14 protein-coding genes are annotated in these 18,919 nt (G+C 57.4%); 9 read left to right on the forward strand and 5 right to left on the reverse strand.

Going from position 1 to position 18,919, the window contains the following annotated elements; genetic code table 11:
* Positions 1–4 precede the first annotated feature (4 nt).
* Positions 5–1,693, forward strand: a complete 1,689-nt coding sequence (locus ACOOHD_RS19435; RefSeq protein WP_420459542.1) for a RagB/SusD family nutrient uptake outer membrane protein — start codon at positions 5–7, stop codon at positions 1,691–1,693.
* A gap of 154 nt (positions 1,694–1,847) precedes the next feature.
* Here the strand turns inward: ACOOHD_RS19435 and dnaE are convergent, their stop codons facing one another.
* The 4 genes from dnaE to ACOOHD_RS19455 all read right to left on the reverse strand — a co-directional run bounded on the left by dnaE (position 1,848) and on the right by ACOOHD_RS19455 (position 10,027).
* A complete protein-coding gene (gene dnaE, locus ACOOHD_RS19440) occupies positions 1,848–5,399 on the reverse strand; it encodes a DNA polymerase III subunit alpha (RefSeq protein WP_420459543.1) in 3,552 nt (1,183 codons plus the stop codon).
* A gap of 205 nt (positions 5,400–5,604) precedes the next feature.
* On the reverse strand, positions 5,605–7,467 hold the full coding sequence (locus ACOOHD_RS19445; protein WP_420459544.1) for a T9SS type A sorting domain-containing protein: 1,863 nt from the start codon (positions 7,465–7,467) through the stop codon (positions 5,605–5,607).
* Positions 7,468–7,574: 107 nt separating this feature from the next.
* The gene (locus tag ACOOHD_RS19450) at positions 7,575–7,835 is read right to left on the reverse strand and encodes a hypothetical protein (protein WP_420459545.1); all 261 of its coding nucleotides are present in this window, start codon (positions 7,833–7,835) and stop codon (positions 7,575–7,577) included.
* A 74-nt stretch (positions 7,836–7,909) separates the two neighbouring features.
* Positions 7,910–10,027: a PKD domain-containing protein gene (locus ACOOHD_RS19455; protein ID WP_420459546.1), complete on the reverse strand. Its 2,118-nt coding sequence runs from the start codon at positions 10,025–10,027 to the stop codon at positions 7,910–7,912.
* Between the two features lie 280 nt (positions 10,028–10,307).
* On the opposite strand from ACOOHD_RS19455, the gene ACOOHD_RS19460 reads away from it, so the two are divergent.
* The 6 genes from ACOOHD_RS19460 (at position 10,308) to ACOOHD_RS19485 (ending at position 15,350) form a co-directional block, all read left to right on the forward strand.
* On the forward strand, positions 10,308–11,027 hold the full coding sequence (locus ACOOHD_RS19460) for an RluA family pseudouridine synthase (RefSeq protein WP_420459547.1): 720 nt from the start codon (positions 10,308–10,310) through the stop codon (positions 11,025–11,027).
* Positions 11,028–11,584: 557 nt separating this feature from the next.
* Entirely contained in the window at positions 11,585–12,775 is a 1,191-nt protein-coding gene (locus ACOOHD_RS19465) for a TlpA family protein disulfide reductase (protein WP_420459548.1), read from the forward strand.
* A 201-nt stretch (positions 12,776–12,976) separates the two neighbouring features.
* Positions 12,977–14,524 carry an IS21 family transposase gene (gene istA, locus ACOOHD_RS19470; protein ID WP_420459549.1) on the forward strand — a complete coding sequence of 516 codons (1,548 nt, stop codon included), beginning with the start codon at positions 12,977–12,979 and terminating at the stop codon, positions 14,522–14,524.
* Positions 14,525–14,534: 10 nt separating this feature from the next.
* Positions 14,535–14,714, forward strand: a complete 180-nt coding sequence (locus ACOOHD_RS19475) for a hypothetical protein (protein WP_420459550.1) — start codon at positions 14,535–14,537, stop codon at positions 14,712–14,714.
* A 12-nt stretch (positions 14,715–14,726) separates the two neighbouring features.
* Positions 14,727–14,906: an ATP-binding protein gene (locus ACOOHD_RS19480; RefSeq protein ID WP_420459551.1), complete on the forward strand. Its 180-nt coding sequence runs from the start codon at positions 14,727–14,729 to the stop codon at positions 14,904–14,906.
* A gap of 213 nt (positions 14,907–15,119) precedes the next feature.
* Positions 15,120–15,350: an ATP-binding protein gene (locus tag ACOOHD_RS19485; protein ID WP_420461453.1), complete on the forward strand. Its 231-nt coding sequence runs from the start codon at positions 15,120–15,122 to the stop codon at positions 15,348–15,350.
* A 57-nt stretch (positions 15,351–15,407) separates the two neighbouring features.
* Here ACOOHD_RS19485 and ACOOHD_RS19490 read toward each other — a convergent pair whose 3' ends face one another.
* Entirely contained in the window at positions 15,408–15,857 is a 450-nt protein-coding gene (locus ACOOHD_RS19490) for a transposase (RefSeq protein ID WP_420459552.1), read from the reverse strand.
* Between the two features lie 109 nt (positions 15,858–15,966).
* On the opposite strand from ACOOHD_RS19490, the gene ACOOHD_RS19495 reads away from it, so the two are divergent.
* Both ACOOHD_RS19495 and ACOOHD_RS19500 read left to right on the forward strand, forming a co-directional pair.
* Positions 15,967–17,142 carry a TlpA family protein disulfide reductase gene (locus tag ACOOHD_RS19495; RefSeq protein WP_420459553.1) on the forward strand — a complete coding sequence of 392 codons (1,176 nt, stop codon included), beginning with the start codon at positions 15,967–15,969 and terminating at the stop codon, positions 17,140–17,142.
* Between the two features lie 472 nt (positions 17,143–17,614).
* Positions 17,615–18,835: an outer membrane beta-barrel family protein gene (locus ACOOHD_RS19500; protein WP_420459554.1), complete on the forward strand. Its 1,221-nt coding sequence runs from the start codon at positions 17,615–17,617 to the stop codon at positions 18,833–18,835.
* Positions 18,836–18,919 lie beyond the last annotated feature (84 nt).

Below are 18,919 nucleotides of genomic sequence, written 5' to 3' on the forward strand. Positions count from 1 at the left end.
TACCATGAACATTCGACAGTACATCACCCCCCTGTGTGTAGCGATCCTGTGCGGGCTCACTACGGCCTGCGAGAGCTACCTAGAGGAGGAGCTCGTGAGCAACGTCTCCGCCGCCACCTACTATCCTACCCCCGCCGGCTTCGAGGATGCCGTCAAGGCGACTTATTCCTTCACCAAACCATATTACGGCGTAGAGCGAGGATATACGCTGACCGTATTCGGCACCGACACCTACACCAATGGAGCCGACGGAAGCTTCAAGGGGATCAACCTCTACGACGGGCAGCTTAACCCTTCGGACAACTTCATCCGCGATACCTGGGAGGACCTCTACCGCGGCATCAACCAGGCCAACGCCGTAGTCGATCGCTCCGTGAACGTGGAGGGAATCGACGAAGAATTGAGAACAAGTCGAATCGCTGAGGTGCGCTTCCTCCGTGCCCTGTACTACTTCGACCTAGTACGAACCTACGGAGATGTACACCTTACCCTGGAGGAAACCGCCGGCGTCGAGGTAGAGGCTAATCGTACAGCCGCCAGTGAGATATACGCGCAGGCCATCGTGCCCGATCTGGAGTTCGCCATTGCGAACCTACCCGACAGTCAGGATGATTACGGCCGCGCTACCAAGCCCGCCGCCGAGTTTCTCCTAGCTAAGGTGCTCCTTACTCGTAGCTACACCGGTTATGCGGGTGGCGACGATGCGGCACGTGCTGAGGAGCTGTTTACCAATGTGATCGAGAATTACGGCTTCCGGCTGCTTGATAACTACGCCGACCTCTGGGACATCAGCAACGAACGCAACGCCGAGGTCGTCTTCGCCATCCAAAACAGCAAGACGCAGGTCGATGAAGGACTGGATAACAACGGCAATCGCGGTCACCTCTACTTCCTCATGGAATACGACAATCAGCCCGGTCTGACCCGCGATATTGAGAACGGACGGCCCTGGAAGCGTTTCCGCCCCACCCCCTACACCTTCCAGCTTTGGGACCGTTCGATCGACACCCGCTACGATGGCTCCTTCAAGTCCGTTTGGTTCGCGAATAATGCAGGAAGTGTTCCCAAGTACACGGCCGAGGAAGCCGCCGCCGGGTATGGTACCGAGGGGGCAAATAAATTTGGCGTCGGCGATACGGCCTTTTACATCCCCGGCCCCCAACTCGAGGAGGCCTGGACGCAGGAACGGCAGGCCGCTACCCGCTACCAGGTGCTTACCAGCGATGAGTTCACCGAACGGTTATTCCCTACCCTCAGTAAGTGGCTAGACCCCACCCGGCCCAACCGCCAACACACGCAGGGGCAGCGGGACTATGTGCTGATGCGACTAGGCGACGCCTATCTGCTGCGTGCCGAGGCTCGTCTGCGGCAAGGTGACCAGGAAGGTGCCGCCGAGGATATTAACGTCATTCGCGTAAGGGCTGCCGTAGACGGACAAGAAGAGGCTATTCAGATTACGGCGGCCGACGTCAATCTCGATTTTTTGCTCGATGAGCGGGCCCGGGAACTGGTCGGCGAGGGCCACCGCTGGTTCGACCTCACCCGTACGATGACACTGGTAGAACGGGTACGCAAGTATAACGAGCAGGCAGCACCGAACATTCAAGATTACCACACTGTGCGACCTATTCCGCAGACGCAGATCGACCGTACGCTAGGGGGATATCCGCAAAACCCGGGGTACACCTCCTGATCGGTCCCGTTTCATTAGGCCTTGCACCTGCGGCCCGCCGGTGTGCCCCCATGTACCAAGGTCGAGCGGCCTCCGGCCCGAGCAAAGTAGACTTCTCGTCACACGCACTCGGGCCGGAGGCCACTCGACCTTTTTACGTGGTATCGAGCCTGACTTACGCCACCCGGTACTTTATACCCAGCCGCTCGATGCCGTTGATAAAGTCGGTGTCGGCGTCGACGAGGCGCTCGCGGCTGTACATTTTGAGCTTCATGTCCTCCTCGGCGTCGTAGAACACCATGCGGAGTTTTTGCTGCCCCCTGAATTTAGTGCAGAGTGTATCGAGCTCGGCGACCAGCTGGGGGGTGAGGTCGCGCAGGGGAAGTTTGAGGATGATGGCCTCCGTGAGTTCGCGTCCGATGCCTTCGAGGAGTTTTACTTCTGAAATATTGAGGTCCACCTCGTTGTCGTCGCCCCAGCGGCGCTGGCGGTAGTTGGCCCGCACGAAGACGGCCTTACCCTGGTTGAGCACGTGCTTGTACTTCTCGTAATCCTCGCCGAAGAGCTTGAACTCGATGGTATCGTCGAAGTCACTGAGCTCGAAGATACCCCAGCCGTTGCCGTTCTTGCTCACCATGTGGCGGGAGGCGCTGATCATGCCGGCCAGGCGCATGGTGATCTTGCCGTACTTCTCGGGGTTCACCTCGCCGAGGCAGCAGGTGACGTAGTTGTCGATCTCGAGCTTGTAGCCGTCCAGGGGGTGGCCGCTGACGTAGATGCCGGTGACCTCCTTTTCCCGGTTGAGTTTTTCGGGCAGGTTCCACTCCCGGGCCTGGGGGGGCTCGGGCTCGTCGGGCAGAATCTCCTCCTGAATGGCCCCAAAGAGCGAGGTAGCGGCAGAGGCTAGCTGGCTCTGGTAGGCGTTGGCGTACTTAGTGACGTGCTCCAGGTAGCTGTCGTACTTCTCGCTGGGGGCGAAGTACTGCGCCCGGTGGATGGTCTCGAAGCAGTCGAAGCCGCCGGCGTCGGCCAGGGCTTCCAGTACCCGCTTATTGACCGTGCCAGGCTCCACGCACTGCATAAGGTGGAAGACCGAGGTGAAGGGGCCGCAGTCCTTACGGGCGCGTAGAATCTCCTCCACCGGTCCCTCGCCGACGCCCTTCAGCGCGGTAAGCCCGATGCGGATGGCCCCCTTCTTGTTGACGGCGAACTCGGCCTGGCTCTCGTTGATATCGGGGCCCAGTACGGGTACCTCCATGCGGCGGCACTCCTTGAGAAAGAAGGTGAGTTTTTCCTGGTTGGTGCGGTTGTGGCTCAGCACCGAGGCCATGTACTCGGCCGGGTAGTGGGCCTTGAGGTAGGCCGTCTGGTAGGCGACGAAGGCGTAGCAGGTGGAGTGTGACTTATTGAAGGCGTAGGAGGCGAAGGCTTCCCAGTCCTTCCAGATCTTACCGAGCTTATCCTCGGGGTGACCCTTTACCTTACCGCCCTCGATGAAGGCGGGGTACATCTTATCAAGGACGGCCTTTTGCTTTTTGCCCATGGCCTTGCGGAGCACGTCAGCCTCGCCGCGGGAAAAGCCGGCAATTGACTGTGACAACAGCATAATCTGCTCCTGATAGACGTAGATCCCGAAGGTTTCCTTCAAATACTGCTCTTCACCGGCCAGGGTGTACACGATCGGCTTCCGCCCATGCTTCCGATCGATGAACTCAGGGATATACTCCAGCGGGCCGGGACGGTAGAGCGCATTCATCGCGATCAGATCGTCGAAGGTGGTGGGCTGCAGATTTTTCATGTGCTTCTGCATGCCGCCGGACTCGTACTGGAAGATGGCGTTGGTCTCCCCGCGCTGGAAGAGCTCGTAGGTCTTGGCGTCGTCGAGGGGGATGGCGTCGATGTCGATCAGGCCCACCTCGGGGTGGTTCTCGGCGATCATCGTTACGGCGTCCTTGATGATGCTGAGGGTTTTGAGGCCGAGGAAGTCCATCTTAAGCAGGCCGGCCGTCTCCGCTACGGAGTTGTCGAACTGACTGATGTACATGCCGGTGTCCTTATCGGCCGTGACGGGCACGTGGTCGGTCACCGGAGTGGGGGTGATGACCACCCCACAGGCATGGACGCCGGTGTTACGGATACTACCCTCCAGCTTAGAGGCCGTGCGGATAAGCTCGCCAATCTCGTTTTGCTGCTCGGCAAGCTGGCGGAACTGGTAGGCCTTTTCCGTATCGTCGCTGTTGAGCTTGGACTTGAGTTTCGGGTGGATATCCTTGGGGGCAAGTACATCGCGCAGGGTAGCGCCGAGCTGGGCGGGGAAGGACTTAGCCACCTTGTCGACCTCGTGCAGGGGCACGTCCATCACCCGGCCCACGTCGCGTAGGCTGGAGCGGGCCGCCATGGTGCCGTAGGTGATGATCTGGGCCACCTGCTGCTGCCCGTACTTGTCGATCACGTAGTCGATCACCTTCTGGCGGCCTACGTCGTCGAAGTCGATATCGATATCGGGCATCGACACCCGCTCCGGATTCAGGAAGCGCTCGAAGAGCAGGTCGTACTTGATGGGATCGATGTTGGTGATGCCGGTGCAGTAGGCTACCGCCGAGCCGGCCGCCGATCCGCGTCCCGGTCCTACGCTCACGCCCATTTTGCGGGCTGCATCCGTGAAGTCCTGTACGATGAGGAAGTAACCGGGATAGCCCGAGGCCTTGATGACGTCGAGCTCGAAGTCGAGCCGCTCGGTCACCTGAGCGGTGAGCTCGCCGTAGCGCTTTTTCGCGCCCTCGTAGGTGAGGTAGCGGAGGTAATCGTCCTGGGTAGCAAAGCCGATCGGCATCGGGAAGTTGGGCAGCAGCACGTCGCTGGTTAGCTTCAGGTGCTCGATCTTGTCGTGGATCTCCATGGTGTTAGCCACGCTCTCGGGCACGTCACTGAAGAGCTTGGCCATTTCCCGCTGCGACTTGAAGTAGAAGTCCGAGCTCGGAAACTTGAACCGGCTCATATTCTCCATCAGCGAGCCCGTATTGACACACAGCAGGATGTCGTGGGGTAGGTAGTCCTCCTCCTCGACGTAGTGGCTGTCATTAGTGCAGATCACCTTGACGGCGTGCTTCCGGGCCAGCCGCAGTAGCTTCTGATTGATGTCCTCCTGGCTAATACCGAGGTTGTCGATATTGTCCAGCCCGCGGTGGCGCTGGAGTTCGATGTAGTAGTCCTGCCCGAACACGTCGAGCCACCACTTCAACTCCTGTTCGGCTTCCTCGTCCTTGCCCTGCATCAGCAACTGCGGGATGATGGCACCGATGCAGCAGCTACTGGCAATCACCCCCTCGCTGTGCTGGCGGATCAGCTCCTTATCGATGCGGGGGTACTTGCCGTACAGGCCCTCGATGTAGCCCAGACTACAGAGCTTGGCCAGGTTCTGGTAGCCCTGCTTGTTCTTGGCCAGCATCAGTTGGTGGTAGCGTACGTCCTTTTCGCCCCGCGCCCGGCTAAAGGCCTGCACCCGCCGATTTTCGACCACGTAGAATTCGCAACCCACCATCGGCTTCAGTCCCCGCTTATCGGCCTCGGCCACGAACTTGAAGGCCCCGAACATATTGCCGTGGTCGGTCAGCGCCACGCCCTTCTGCCCGTCGGCCTGCGCCTTGTCCATCATCGCGCCGATCTCGGAGGCCCCGTCGAGTAGCGAGTACTGGGTATGGCAGTGCAGGTGGCAGAATTCGGGCATGTGGCGGGCTAATTTTCGGCTACGGCAAGGTAGCTAGAAAACGGCTTTTTCAAACAAAAAGTTATCCACACACCAAGGGGTTAAGGGGTCAAGGGGTTAGGGAGTTAAGGCAGACGACGGAGGCGGGATAGGTAGTACAATGCGGTCTCTCCCGATAGCTATCGGGACGCCAGCAAAATGCAGCCTCTGGCTGCGCTGGCATCCGTTACTGCTTAGCAAAGGGTACCACCGTAATCTCCCGCCCCCGGAGCACCTGAAGCCGATACACCCCACTAGGCAAATCACCCACATCAAACCCCGTACGCAGCTCCCCGGCAGCCTTCTCAACCACCACCTGCCGCACCGCACGACCCATACCATCAACTATCCGCATAGTCACGTACCCCTCATACGCACTAGTAAGCTCCAGCGTTAGCTCGGTGGTGGCTGGATTAGGGTAGACGGCCACATCGGCAGACATCGGAGCACCATAAGCGGCCGGAGCCGGAGTCTGTGGAAAAGAAGGAATACTCGGCGGCCGGGTAGCACAGCCAGCAGCCGGAGCACCCAGGCCAGAAGGCAGGACATCGCTAGCTGACACAATAAGCTTATCCAGGCGGGTGCCGGACTCCCGATTAACCACCGTAACGGTGTGCGGGCCAGCGACCAGGTCGAAGGAGACGGGCTGGCCATCGTCGGTCAACGCGCGCCACTCCAGTCCGCTGGTGCGCAGGGGGCTGCCATCGGATTCCTTCCACAGCTTGATCCAGTCGCCACCGTCGAGGCGGACCCAGAGGGAATTGCTGCCCAAGGTGGGGGCGTCCAGCCGCAGAAAGCCGTAGTAGGTGGTGGGGGCGGTAACGTTGAATGCAAAGATCAGCGCGCGGTCGTCCAGCTCACCCGTAGGCTCGGCCAGGGTGCTGGGGCCGAAAAACACCATGGCCTTGTTGTTGGAAGCCGTCGAACTAATGAGCGGTACCCAGCCCGCGCCCCGCACGGCGCACTCGGCCTCGAAAGCGAAGGTGGGCGGGGCTACGGCGTTGCAGTTCGTGCCGGCCGCGCCAAAGCCCGTGACGGGGGGACGAATGCCGGTGGTGTTGAGGTGCAGCTTGTCGAGCTGCGTACCCGCCTCGCGGAAGGCAAAGTCGATGGTGTTGGTGCCGGCCCGTAGGCTGACCGGTCCGTCGGGGTAGCGCTTCCAGCGGAAACCCTGCCCCTGGCGGAAGCCACGCGACCAGGGGTACCAGTCACCGCCGTTGACGCGCACCCAGTAGGAGTCGCTCTGGCCGCTGGGAGCGTTGACGCGGGCAAAGAGGCTATAGTCGCCCCCGGAAGGATGCTCCAGGGTGAAGCGGACGCGATTGGCCGGCAGGTCGGCAGGCGGGCCGAGCCGGGAGCTCGCGGTGGCCGCGACGGCCTGATCGGCAGCTGCCTGATCGGTGACGATGGTCTCCCAGGCTGTACCGACAGTAGCGCATTCGGCCTCCAACCAGTACTCGGCAATCGGCTCGGGCTCGAAATCGACGCCCTCACAGTTGATGGCCTCGTCACCCAGGCCCGCGGGTAGCTCACCGGTAAGGGTCACGAAGATCTTGTCGAGCTGGGTGCCCTGCTGGCGGATGCGGATGTCGAAGGTGTTAATGCCGGAGCGCAGTCCGGTCAGCCGGTTGGGCGCGGCGATCCACTCGAAGTCCTCCGTAGGAGCGATCACGCCCTCGAAGGTAAACCACTCGCCCTCGTTGACCCGTACCTCGAGGTAGCTCTCGCTGGCCTTCGTGGCGCGTAGCCGACCGTAGACGTTTAGGCTAAGCAGTTCGATGAATGGAATGTCGAGCTCCGGCCCCCGTCCGAAATCGAGGGTACGGCGGAAGGTGCGTAGCTGCGGCTCCTGACCGGGCAGTGGCGCCTGGTAGGCGACGTAGCGGCCGTTGGAGGCCAGGGCGTCCGTGCCCACGAAAAAGTCGGTGCCGCTCAGGTCGAAGCACTCCGGCTCGAGGTAGGCACTGAGGGGCAACTGGGCCAGTAGGAGGGGGGTGGTAACGCAGTAAAGGGCCGCTAGTAGCAGCCACCGGGAGGTAGAGAAATGCACGTATGGTAGGTTTAGGTAGATAACATGAGAGGACTCCCCGGCCAAGAAACGGCTAGGGGTAAGTTCAGCTAAGATACGGAGTTTCTACCTAAAACTATGGGTGCTGGCTACACCCCATCCTCCCGGTCTAAGATATCCTCCAGTTCTTCAATGCGGTCGGGCTCGCCGGTGAGGTAACCGTCGAGGCGCAGGTGCACCAGGCGGCTACTGTCGGCATCGCCGGGGTCAGCCCGTAGCTGCTCAAACTCCTCCTTATGCTCCGCAAAGGCCGGTTGGAGAAACTTGAGGATGGCGGAAGTGATGCCGTTCTCCCGATTTTCGGGGCGACGGAGGCTGGCGACGGTGGCGTTGATGAGGGCTTCGACCATGGGACTTGTGCGTTTCGATTGCGGTTGCACCTGCGTGTACCGCCCGCCCGGACGATATGTTTGCCGGGAACGACCTACTGTTTAACGAAGGGCACCACGGTAGGCTGCTGGCCCTCCAATAACTGTAAGCGGTACATGCCAGCGGGCAGCTCGCTTAGGTCGAGGGTCTGGGTGAGTTGGGTACCCGGCTTGTCGACGGACAGGAGACGCAACTGCCGGCCGGTAAAGTCGGAAATTCGGATGGTGACCGGACCGGTGTACTCGCTCATCCGCTCTAGGGAGAGGGTGGAGCGCGTAGGGTTAGGGTAGACGGATAGGTCCGCGACGGGTAGACGGACTGCAGGACCGAGCGGTAGGCCAGGGAATTCGATCACGGGGGGTGGGGGAGTGCAATTGGGAGCCGATGGGCCCAACCCATCAGGCAGTAGTGCTGCGGAGGACAGGTACACCTTATCCAGCCGGGTACCCGACTCGCGGTTGGCCACCGTGATGGTGTGGGGTCCAACGCCAAGCTCGAAGGAGACGGGCAGGCCCCGGTCGGCGAGAGTACGCCAGGCGAAGCCGTTGGTAAGTAGCGGCGTGCCGTCGACTTCCTGGTTCATCTTGATCCAGTCGCCCTTGTCGATGCGCACCCAGAGGGAGTTACTACCGAGGTCGGGGGCATCCAGCCGGAGGTAGCCGTAGTAGGTCGTGGCCTTGGTCACATCAACCGTGAAGGTGAGGCTATCGGCGGGGCCCGCCGCGGTGGGCGCGTCTACCGAGTTAGGGCCGATATACGTGACGTACTTGCCGCCCGAAACCGTAGGATCCGAGACCGGCCGCCAGCTACCGGCGCGCTGGACGCATTCGGCTTCGAAGGCGAAGCGGGTAGCGGCCTCCCCGACCGGGCTACAGTTAGTAGCTACGGCACCGAAGCCCGTCGGAACCTTGCCGGTCTGATTCAGGTGGAGCTTGTCAAGGCCCGTGCCCGCCTCACGAAAGGCGAAGTCAATGAAGTTAGTGCCTTCCTGCAACGCGATCGGTCCGCTAGGGTAGCTATTCCACTGGTAGCCGGCAGCCTGTCGTATACCGCTGGCCCACCTGGTCCACGGGCCTTCATTGACGCGCACCCAGTAGGAGTCGCTGCCGTTGTCAGGCGCGTCGATGCGTGCGTAGAGGCTATAACTACCCGCCAGGGCCTGCCGTAGGGTAAAGCGGACCCGGTTGGCGGGCACGTCGGCCGGGGGGCTGGCGGTGGCGCTGAGTTCCTGTACTACGACGGACTGGCCCCCCGACACCGGTCCGGCCTGTAGGGTAGTCCAGGCGCTGCCCACGGCGGCGCACTCGGCTTCGAGCCAGAAGGCGTTCCGGGGTTCGGGATCGGGCTCAGTGGGTAGCCCGGTGACCGGAATGGTTAGTTCACTGGTACCCGTGGCCCCAAAGTCATCAGTTACAGTCAGGGTCACGTTGTAGGTGCCGGCCACGAAGGTGACCGTGGGGGTGGGACCGAAGGCGCTACCGCCGTCGTTCCAGGCCCAGGTGTATGATTCGATCAGCCCATCGTCATCGAAGGAATACGTGCCATCGAGGATCACCTCCAGGGGTGCCGTACCACCCTCGGGTAGGGCCTGGGCGATGGCTACGGGGGGTAGGTTCAGTTCTTCGGCGTCACAGTTGGCGGCCGAGGGTCCCGGTCCGGTGGGCTGATTGTCGGTAGAGGTGGTCACAAACAGCTTATCCAACTCAGTGCCGACCGAGATCAGGGCTACATCCAGTAGGTTCGTGCCCTGGGTGAGTCCAGTAATTTGTACGGACGGTTGCCAGGCAAAGGTATCGGCGACGAAGAGGATACTGGGCAGGGTGGTCCACTCCCCGCCGTTGAGGCGTATCTGGAAGTAGTCCACGGCCGGCAAGATGGTCCGTAGCCGGCCGTATACCGATAGCATCAGCGTGGAATCGACCGCCTGGTCTACGGTGATGGGGTAGCGGAGGAAGTCGTCCGCAAGCCCGGTGGGCCCTTCCCCCTCCCCGCGCGGCAGCGTCACGTAGCGGCGGTTGGAGGCGGTGAAGTCGCGGGCCGTGACGTAGCCGGTCCCGTTTAGGGGGGTACATTCAGCTTCGAGCCAGTAGTCGATGGAGGTCTGCGCATAGCCAGTAGTATACATGCTCAGGGAGGCTACCAATAGTAGCCCCAAATGGGTAAAATAAGCCATATAAGGTGGTGTATTGTCCTGGCTAAGGTAAGGGTCTGACGCTCAAATTGTTGCACCTGCGGCCCCGCCGATTTAGTATGCCGATATGTTTATTTAGCCACCTAAACTATGCAGTTTGATGTTTAGCCGCCTATTGCTGCCCCCTGCCGCAGGCAGCCCGCCGCAGGCGCCTCCGTGTCTTACTATTGAACACCTACCTACTTCGTGAACCTCAGTGAAGCCCTTAGTGTCCCTCAGTGGTGAACCCTCTGCCGCTCCTGCCGCAGGCAGCCATCCTACTATGAAGCTCCCCCTCCTCCACCAAGACCCCCACCTCCTAGTCGTCGACAAGCCCGCCGACCTGCTCACCGTCCCCGACCGCCACGACCCCGACCTACCCAACCTCAAGCAGCTCCTCAGTGAGCAGTACGGACCGGTCATCCCCGTGCACCGCCTGGACCGGCCCACCACCGGCCTGCTCGTTTTTGCCCGCACCCCGGAGGCGCACCGGGGGTTGAGTATGCAGTTCGAGGCCCGCGACGTGGAGAAGGTCTATCTGGCCCTGGTCGACGGCGTGCCCGATCCCGACGAGGCCACCATCGACGAGCCCATCGCGCCCCACCCCAGCAAGGTGGGCCAGATGCTGGTCTCGCACCGCGGCGGCAAGTTTGCCCGTACCGACTACAAGGTCATGGAGCGGCTCGGTAAGTTCAGTCTGGTGGGGGTGCAGATCTTTACCGGGCGTACGCACCAGATCCGGGTGCACCTGGCCTACATCGGTCACCCGCTGCTCGTTGATCCGTTCTACGGTAAGCGTAGCGAGTTTTTCCTCTCCGAGCTCAAGGGCCGCCACTACAACAAGGGCAAGCACGAGGAGGAGCGGCCGTTGCTTTCGCGGGTGCCGTTGCATGCCTCGCGCCTCGGCTTCACACATCCGGTGACGGGGGAGTGGCTGCACTTCGCGGCGGAGTTGCCTAAGGATATGCGGGCTATGGTGCGGCAGTTGGGGAAGTGGGGGTAGGGGGGGATTTACAATTTACCGTTTACTATGTACGATTTACGATTTGGCTCCGCTGTTGCGTGGGGGATGGGTTAGCGGGGGCAAAACATAAGCCTGCGTTAGCGGGGGGAGGGGCCCCCGATATAAGCCGGGTGCAGCGATTAGGGTAGAGTGGAGCGTCAAATTTGGGGGTGAATGTTAAAGTTTGGGTGGGTCATACTCCAAAGATTCATATAAAAAGGTCATTATTGCTTGTTTAAGTAGCTGACAGTCAATAATTTGCTAATTATTTAGGCTACGATGATGGCCGTAGTGGACTTTACAGTAGGCTTAGTCGCGCCTGACTCGGTGGGAAGGGATAGCGTATATTAGGCTCACTGCAGTGGTCTACCCGGAAGTGATGGGCTGCGGATTTTTACCTGCCCCCGAACGACACACTCTCCTAATGATCAATATGATATAGCGGCATAAGTGACGCGACAATCTGACTTACACCCGTCCTGGCTGGTGGCTTGGTAGATCGTCTAAAGTAATATACTAAACCTCTGTACGTTCACAAACCACAATATTGAATTATTATGACGGACGTTAAATTATTAAAGGTAATGTTCGTGCTTTGCTATGCTATTGGGTGGCACTTGAATCTAGTCGTAGCACAAGACCCCGTATTTAATGGAGTGGTAACTCTAGATATATATGATTTACCCTACACTCAATTGGTCGATATAGATGCTAACAATGATATTGAAATAGAACTGCAACCTTATCGAACTGATATAACAATGACATTTCACGTTTGCGGAGATTCAATCGTCTACGAAAAACGCTCAGCAAAAAACAGTGAAATATATCGGTCTTATCAGTATAAGAACGTGAGTTTTATCCCTCGCACCTCTGGTGATGATGGTTTTCTAGAGGTGCCTGGAATGAGGTCTATATTCGCAGGGGTTGAAGGTAAACACTGGAAGCCGTACCGGAAAAAGAGAGATGAAAACCCGCTTCGGTTTAGTCATCGACTTATTCATCCGTTCATGAATGACATGGTATGGTACGCCAGGCTAGACGAATCTGAGGTATACCGTAGACAACGAAGAAACGGAGGCATGTTTGAATCAGCCTTCAATCCACGGGGGAAGTATCTTTTTGAAGCTTCTACGCTGGATACGTCTTACGAAATAAAAAAATACACATATGTGAGTGTAGAAAATTATAGCTGTGAACAACTGTTCGAAAAGATGATAATCGGTAAAAGATTGGATTCATTAACTTCAGCAGATCAACAACAGGTGGGCTATTCACCTGATACATCCATAAGTCTTAACCGGGATTTGGGTCAGCTGGAAATTGGGGAAGTTTACGATACGTCGGGAGCAATTATACCTGCTATGGTGCTGCCGGATGCCCCCTATACACTAGTAGAGTTTTATACTGACAACTGTACTGGCTGTATGAAAAAGCTACCTTATTTAGATTCTCTTCGCTCGCGGTTACCGCCAAGTCAATTAGGGATTGTATCGATCCACGTGAGCGGTGAAGATAATTTTGGGGCATGGAGAAAGTTGCTTGATAAACGCCCTGAGCGATGGTTAAATTACATGACTTTGGCCGAAGATGAAGCGTACTTACAAACTGCCTTCAATTTTCGCATTATGCCTCGTTATGTGCTCGTAGACATCGACGGATATGTAGTCTTACCTTACGCACCTTGGCCAAGTGATAACAGACTGCTTGATGTGCTAGAAAAAATCTATCCAGAGTTAAAACATTAGAGCTTAAGTAGGGCTCCCTCAGAAAGTCTTCGAGCCTAGTGTTTCAGCGGGTTTGCGGGCCGTGCGTATTCCGGTCCACTGCCCCCCTGGGTGTGGAAAACATTCCGGTTCGTTGACCCCCCTAGGTCCGTGGTAGCTCCCGCTTGATCATCCCCAAATTCATCGCTCACCAGCGTAACGAAGATGGGCAAACACAAGCGTATGGATCAGACCATAAAAATTCTCAAGACTTACCAGCACACCCGCTCGATCAAGGGTACGGCACGGCAGTGTCGGGTGTCAAAAAACTCTGTGCGGGGATACCTGCGCCTGGCTAGGGCGCACCATGCCGACCTGGCGGTCGTGTTGGCCCTGCCAACCGAGCAGTTACGGGGCGTTCTCTATCCCGACCAGCTGCGGCCCACGCTCGATCGCCGGGCCGTTTTCGATGCCCAGGTAGACGACTGGATCAGGGAACTGGCCCGCGTTGGGGTTACCAAGCAGCTCCTATACGAAGAGTACAAACGACAGTATCCCGACGGCTACGGCTCTACGCAGTTCTACCTCTACCTGGGCCGCGAGATCGGCCGGCGCGACCTGACCCTGGTGCTGAGCCACGTTCCCGGCCAGAAGCTCCAACTCGACTTTACCGGCAAGACCCTCCTGCCCTGGGTTGATCCCCGGACGGGCGAGGTCCGCCAGGCTCAGGTGCTGCTGGCCGTAATGCCCCACTCACAGCACACCTTTGCTATCGCCCTGACGAGTCAGTGTACGGCCGACTTCGTTCACGGCATCAACGACGCACTGCGCTTTTTCGGTGGTGTTCCCCAGGTTATTTTGTCGGATAACCTTAAGGCCTTCGTCATCAAAGCGGACCGTTATGATCCCGACTTCAACGATGTTTGCGTCCAGCTGGCCAATCATTACCGGGTCGATCTCCAGGCCGCCCGACCGCGCAGGCCAAAGGATAAGGCCAGCGTCGAAAACGCGGTACGTATTGCTTACACCCGGCTGTTCGCCCCCCTGCGCGACCGCACCTTCCACAGCCTCGAACAGCTCAACGGCGGACTGGGCGAGCAACTCGCCGAGCACCAGAATATCGACTTCCAGGCACGGCCCGGTACCCGCCTATCCTGCTTTACGGAGCACGAACTGCCGCTGCTGCGGCCGCTGCCGACAGGCCCGTTCCTGCTCAAAAAGACGGTCCGGGCCAAGGTGCAGCGTACCTACCACGTCATGCTGGGCGAACGCAAAAACTTCTACTCCGTGCCCTTCCAGCACGTTGGTCAGACGGCCACGGTGGTTTATAGCCGCACCACAGTCGAGATCTTCATCGGTACCGACCGGGTAGCCACCCACGCCCGGCTCCACGCCGCCGACCGTTACCGCTACCAGACCGACGCCGAACACCTACCCAAAAATCACGCCGAGTGGCGTAAAACGGAGGGTTACGATGCGGCCTACTTCCGTTCCTGGGCCCGTAAAATCGGTCCGGCTACCGAGTGGGCCATCGGCCAGATCCTACTGACCAAGATCCACGAAGCGCAGACCTACCGGGCCTGTGGCGGCACCCTCGCCCTGGCCAAAAAGTACGGCGACGACCGGCTGGAGAACGCCGCACTCCGCTGCCAGACCGCCGGCAAGGCGACCTACGGGATGCTACGCAATATCCTGGCTAAGGGCCTCGACCGGCAGACGACCACGGAACAAACCGATCTTTTCACCCCGCCGGCCCACGATAATATCCGTGGCCCGCAAAACTATACTTAACCTCTCTATCATGACTACAGCTTCTCTATCTACTCTACGCGACCTCAAACTGGGCGGAATGGCTTCGGCTTACGAGGCCGTCCTAGCCACCCCGCTGGACCAGCACCCCGAAGCCCCCACGAACTCATCGCCCGCCTCGTCGACGCCGAGCGCCAGAACCGCCAGCGTCGCCGCATGGACCACGAAGTAGCCGCGTAGCGAAATGAACCTGCGCTTGAGCAAACTTCGCTACGCCGTCACCCTCCAGGACGTCGACGGCGGCCCCCAGCGTAATCTCTCCAAACAGCAGCTCGCCGTGCTGGGTGATGTAGCCTGGATCGGTCGGGGTGAGAACGTCCTCATCACCGGTGCCACCGGCTGCGGCAAGTCCCACCTGGCCTGACTTATTTGTGGGACCCTTAACCCACAAAACGTTCGGTAACCACGCCTGCACGATGGGCCTGCGCACCTTGTACTTTAATATGAATCGCCTGTGCGAGCAGATCGCCGTGGCTAAGGCCAGCGTCGTTACGGGTAGGGCTCCGTAACGTAAGCCGTCATTAAGTGGCTCGACCGACTCAAAAAAGCCCGCTTACTGATCCTCGACGACTTCGGCCTGCAAGCCATCACCCACCCCGTCAAGCTGCTCTTGCTCCAGATCCTCGAGGACCGCTACGAGCGGGCCGGCACCGTTATCGTCTCCCAGCTCCCCGTCGCCCAGTGGCACGCCTACCTCGACGAACCCACCGTGGCCGATGCCATCCTCGATCGGCTCCTGCCCAAGGCTCACCGCATTGAACTGAGCGGAAAAAGCTTGCGTAAACGGCCCGAACACTTATCTTTATAATCTATTATCTGCGCGAGTTATCCACAGGGGGGGGGTCAAAGGTGCGAAAGGAGGGGGTCAGTTGCTCCGGAATAGGCAAATATGGGTGCTGTAAATTCTGCCCGTCACGTCAACCAGAATATGCCGCTTGCGACCGTTCACTGTCTTATTGCCGTCTACGCCCCGGTGTTCGTAAATCATCGGCGCGAGTTTAATGCTTTGTGAGTCGGCCAAAGCCAGTGTGGGCGAGGCTTTGCGGTCTTTGAGCTGGCGTTCTAGGCGATTAAAGGCGGCGTTCATTCTCTTGATGGCACCATTCTTTTTCCACTTATCGAAGTAGTAGTAGACGGCTTGCCAATCGGGAAACATCTCGCGCGGAAGGTTACGCCACTGGGTGCCCGTGCGCACGATGTAAAAAATAGCGTCGAGCACGTCGCGTAAATTTAATTTGCGTTTTCTTTGCCAGTCCACGTAATCTTTCATAAGTTCCCACTGGTTGTCGGTGAGGCGAGTCCAATTCGTCTGCATATCTTGTTCAGTTTAGTACCTAATAAGATACGCCGACAACCACTTTTATCCAAAATTTTGGGGCTCAGGAAAACTCCCAACATGCTCTAACATCTATAATTATATCACGATGATTAGCTATTTACTAAAAAAATTAACATGGTTCAGTATGGTTGCCTTTCTGTTGACACATACATCAATAGCACAAGATTCAATCTTCAACGGTGTGATAACTGTAGAAATATACAATCTACCCTACAGTAAGGTGCACACTATAGATCCTACGATTACTAACGAAGTCCCTCTACAGCCCTACCATACCGGTTCGACGCTGACCTATCACGTGTGTGGAGATACTATCTTCTCAGAGGAGCGGTCAGTAAAGAATAGCGATGTGTACCGTAAACATCAGTACGGTAACTCATCGCTCATACTTAATATAGAAGACAGTACCTTCTTTAAGGTAAAGAATCTGCGATCTTTTGAATATGGTGTTACAGCTAATGACTGGAAGCCGTACAGAAAAAAATTAAGTAAAAATCCACTTGGTTTCAACTACAGGCTTATTCATCCATTCATGCAGGAGGCTGTCAGTTTAGCGAAAATTGACGAGACCGTAATATACCGTCAGCAAAGAGACTATGGAGGAAGGTTTGAAGTTGCCTTTAACCCGCGAGGGGTGTATTCTATCACAGCTTTGGAACAAGATACGTTCTATGTAGTAGAACAGTATACCTATTCTAACCCGGCGAATCATAGCTGTAGTGAATTTTTCGAAGGCATCGAAGTTGAGCAAGATATAGGGGAATTAGGCTCTCAAGAAATAGATTATGCTCCGGACACTATTCTTAACTTTGATGGGGACTTCGGAAAAATGAACGTTGGTGAGGTATATGATACTTCAGGAGCGATCATGCCTGATATTACAATTTCAGAAGCAACCTACACACTGGTAGAATTTTATACTGATGAATGCATTGGTTGTGTCAAAAAATTACCTTATTTAGATTCGATTCGCTCTCTCCTAGCAACAAGTCAATTAGGAATTATCTCCATTTACGTTACCAATAATCAGGATATTTACCAATGGAAAGATTTGCTGGATAGCCGCCCAAAGCGTTGGTCAAATTATATGGCTTTAGCACCAGTTAATTCTTATCTAAATGTCGCTTTCAATTTTCGTATTTTGCCCCGGTATGTCATTGTCGATGCCGGAGGCATGATTGTATTACCATATTCACCCTGGCCCGGTGACAGACGACTATTAGATATCTTAACTCAATTGTATCCCGAGTTAAAGGAATAGGCAGTATATCAGATGTAAGGCTAGGATGGTAGGTTCTTTCGCCACAATGGATAGCTTAATCCCCCCGGCACCCGCGGCCCCGCCCCTATCTTCCGGTACATCCCAACCACCCACAAACCACTCCTGCAAGCAAGCAAAGCACATGCAGACCTCCCCAATCGCCCAATAAGCAAGCACTTTCTGTTTACTTGCGCAGCCTGTCTACTCCTGGGCTAGGCCTTCAGGCCAATGCGCAGCACACCATCGTAGTCACCACTACTGATCAGGGGACCGCCGACCCCCCCCCTCCCTCAATTACGATATCGACACCTCCAGTGCGCTAGAACTGGGCTATACCTACCAGCGGTGGAATACGGAGTCGGCCATCGACCAGCAAGATCGCTTTCAAACCTTCACGGGGAGTAACCTTACCGTATTTACCGAAAATGTAGACGATGCTACACTGAACGAAGAGGTTTATACGGCATCCTACGTGAAATCGTTCCGGGAAAACTCACGAAAACTGAGCGTCTTCTTCTCGCACAGTACGGAGGAAGAGGATAACCTCACCCGCTTTAACACGGAGGACGTCGCTATCGCGGAAACTCCCCTTACCCTCAGCATCTCGCGCGACGACGAGCAACAACGCGAACGGGTCAATCTGCTCAGGGCGCAGTTCGATACTCCATTCGGTAGCCTACCGGGAAAGGCCCTGTTGGGTATGCAGTCGACCTGGGTGAACTACACCACGCTACAGCAGCTAGCGTACTACCGGGAGGCGCTACAGACGGGGGCAAATGCCTTTACCATCGACCAAACCATACACGCTCTCTACCTACTGTACGAGAAAGAGGCGGGCGAACTGAAGTGGAAGATCGGCGTCCGGGCAGAATCCTACCAACACGACGGGGTGCAACGCCTGGGAGATTCCCTGATCGAGGACCGGTACCTGAATGTGTTTCCGAGCGTCCAGCTGAGTCAGTCGCTAGGGGAGGTGAGCACCCTATCGGGAAGCTACAGTTACCGGATCGACCGGCCGATCTTTCGTCAGATCAACCCCTACCTCTCCTTCGATGACCCCCTCAATGTACGCACCGGCAATCCGTTCTTGCAGCCGCAGTTCGCCCACCGCGTCGAGCTATCCTACCAGGCGCAGTTTCCCAACGATAAGGTGGCTGTTTCCGTGTTCGGGCACCAGATCAACAACACCATCCAGCGTATCGCCGCCGAGCAGGGCGATCGGGTGCTGCTTACGTACACCAACATCGGAACGAACCGGCGCGTAGGTGCTACGCTATTCTACGGGACTAGTCCTACTGCCTGGCTACAGCTCAATCAGTCCGCGGCGGTATACCACGACGCCTTCCGTGACCCCCGTGAAGCCCTACTGCGCTTCTCCTCCAATACCACCTACAATGCGCGGCTAGAACAGGTGGTCAGTCTGAAATCCGGCTGGAAGCTTCAACTCCAGGAGTACTATTATGCCCCCGCCCGGGGTATTCAGGAGACCAAACCCCACCGCTTCTACGCGAACCTGGCGATCCGCAAAACCAGTAAGGACAAACGCCTGAGCGTCAGTCTCCAGGCCACGGACGTATTCGGTACGCAAAACATCATCGAAACTACCATCACACCGGACCTGGAACTAAGACGGGAACTAGTGTACCAGTTTCAGCGCGTGGGCGTGAACGTGTCGTATAAGCTGATGGAGTAGTTCGACCGATACCGCACCTGCGGCCCCGCCCCGCCCCCCGATTCGCTATCTTATCGCACCCGCCTGCACCTAAGGTGGCCTGCC

The sequence above is a fragment of the Neolewinella sp. genome (assembly GCF_965214665.1).
Classification (GTDB): Bacteria; Bacteroidota; Bacteroidia; order Chitinophagales; family Saprospiraceae; genus Neolewinella.

What these genes read in the sequence shown, in the direction of transcription:
- ACOOHD_RS19435 (WP_420459542.1), top strand. Translation starts at nt 5, where the DNA reads ATGAACATTCGACAGTACATCACCCCCCTGTGTGTAGCGATCCTGTGC.
- dnaE (WP_420459543.1), bottom strand. Translation starts at nt 5,399, where the DNA reads ATGCCCGAATTCTGCCACCTGCACTGCCATACCCAGTACTCGCTACTC.
- ACOOHD_RS19450 (WP_420459545.1), bottom strand. Translation starts at nt 7,835, where the DNA reads ATGGTCGAAGCCCTCATCAACGCCACCGTCGCCAGCCTCCGTCGCCCC.
- ACOOHD_RS19455 (WP_420459546.1), bottom strand. Translation starts at nt 10,027, where the DNA reads ATGGCTTATTTTACCCATTTGGGGCTACTATTGGTAGCCTCCCTGAGC.
- ACOOHD_RS19460 (WP_420459547.1), top strand. Translation starts at nt 10,308, where the DNA reads ATGAAGCTCCCCCTCCTCCACCAAGACCCCCACCTCCTAGTCGTCGAC.
- ACOOHD_RS19465 (WP_420459548.1), top strand. Translation starts at nt 11,585, where the DNA reads ATGACGGACGTTAAATTATTAAAGGTAATGTTCGTGCTTTGCTATGCT.
- istA (WP_420459549.1), top strand. Translation starts at nt 12,977, where the DNA reads ATGGATCAGACCATAAAAATTCTCAAGACTTACCAGCACACCCGCTCG.
- ACOOHD_RS19475 (WP_420459550.1), top strand. Translation starts at nt 14,535, where the DNA reads ATGACTACAGCTTCTCTATCTACTCTACGCGACCTCAAACTGGGCGGA.
- ACOOHD_RS19480 (WP_420459551.1), top strand. Translation starts at nt 14,727, where the DNA reads ATGAACCTGCGCTTGAGCAAACTTCGCTACGCCGTCACCCTCCAGGAC.
- ACOOHD_RS19490 (WP_420459552.1), bottom strand. Translation starts at nt 15,857, where the DNA reads ATGCAGACGAATTGGACTCGCCTCACCGACAACCAGTGGGAACTTATG.
- ACOOHD_RS19495 (WP_420459553.1), top strand. Translation starts at nt 15,967, where the DNA reads ATGATTAGCTATTTACTAAAAAAATTAACATGGTTCAGTATGGTTGCC.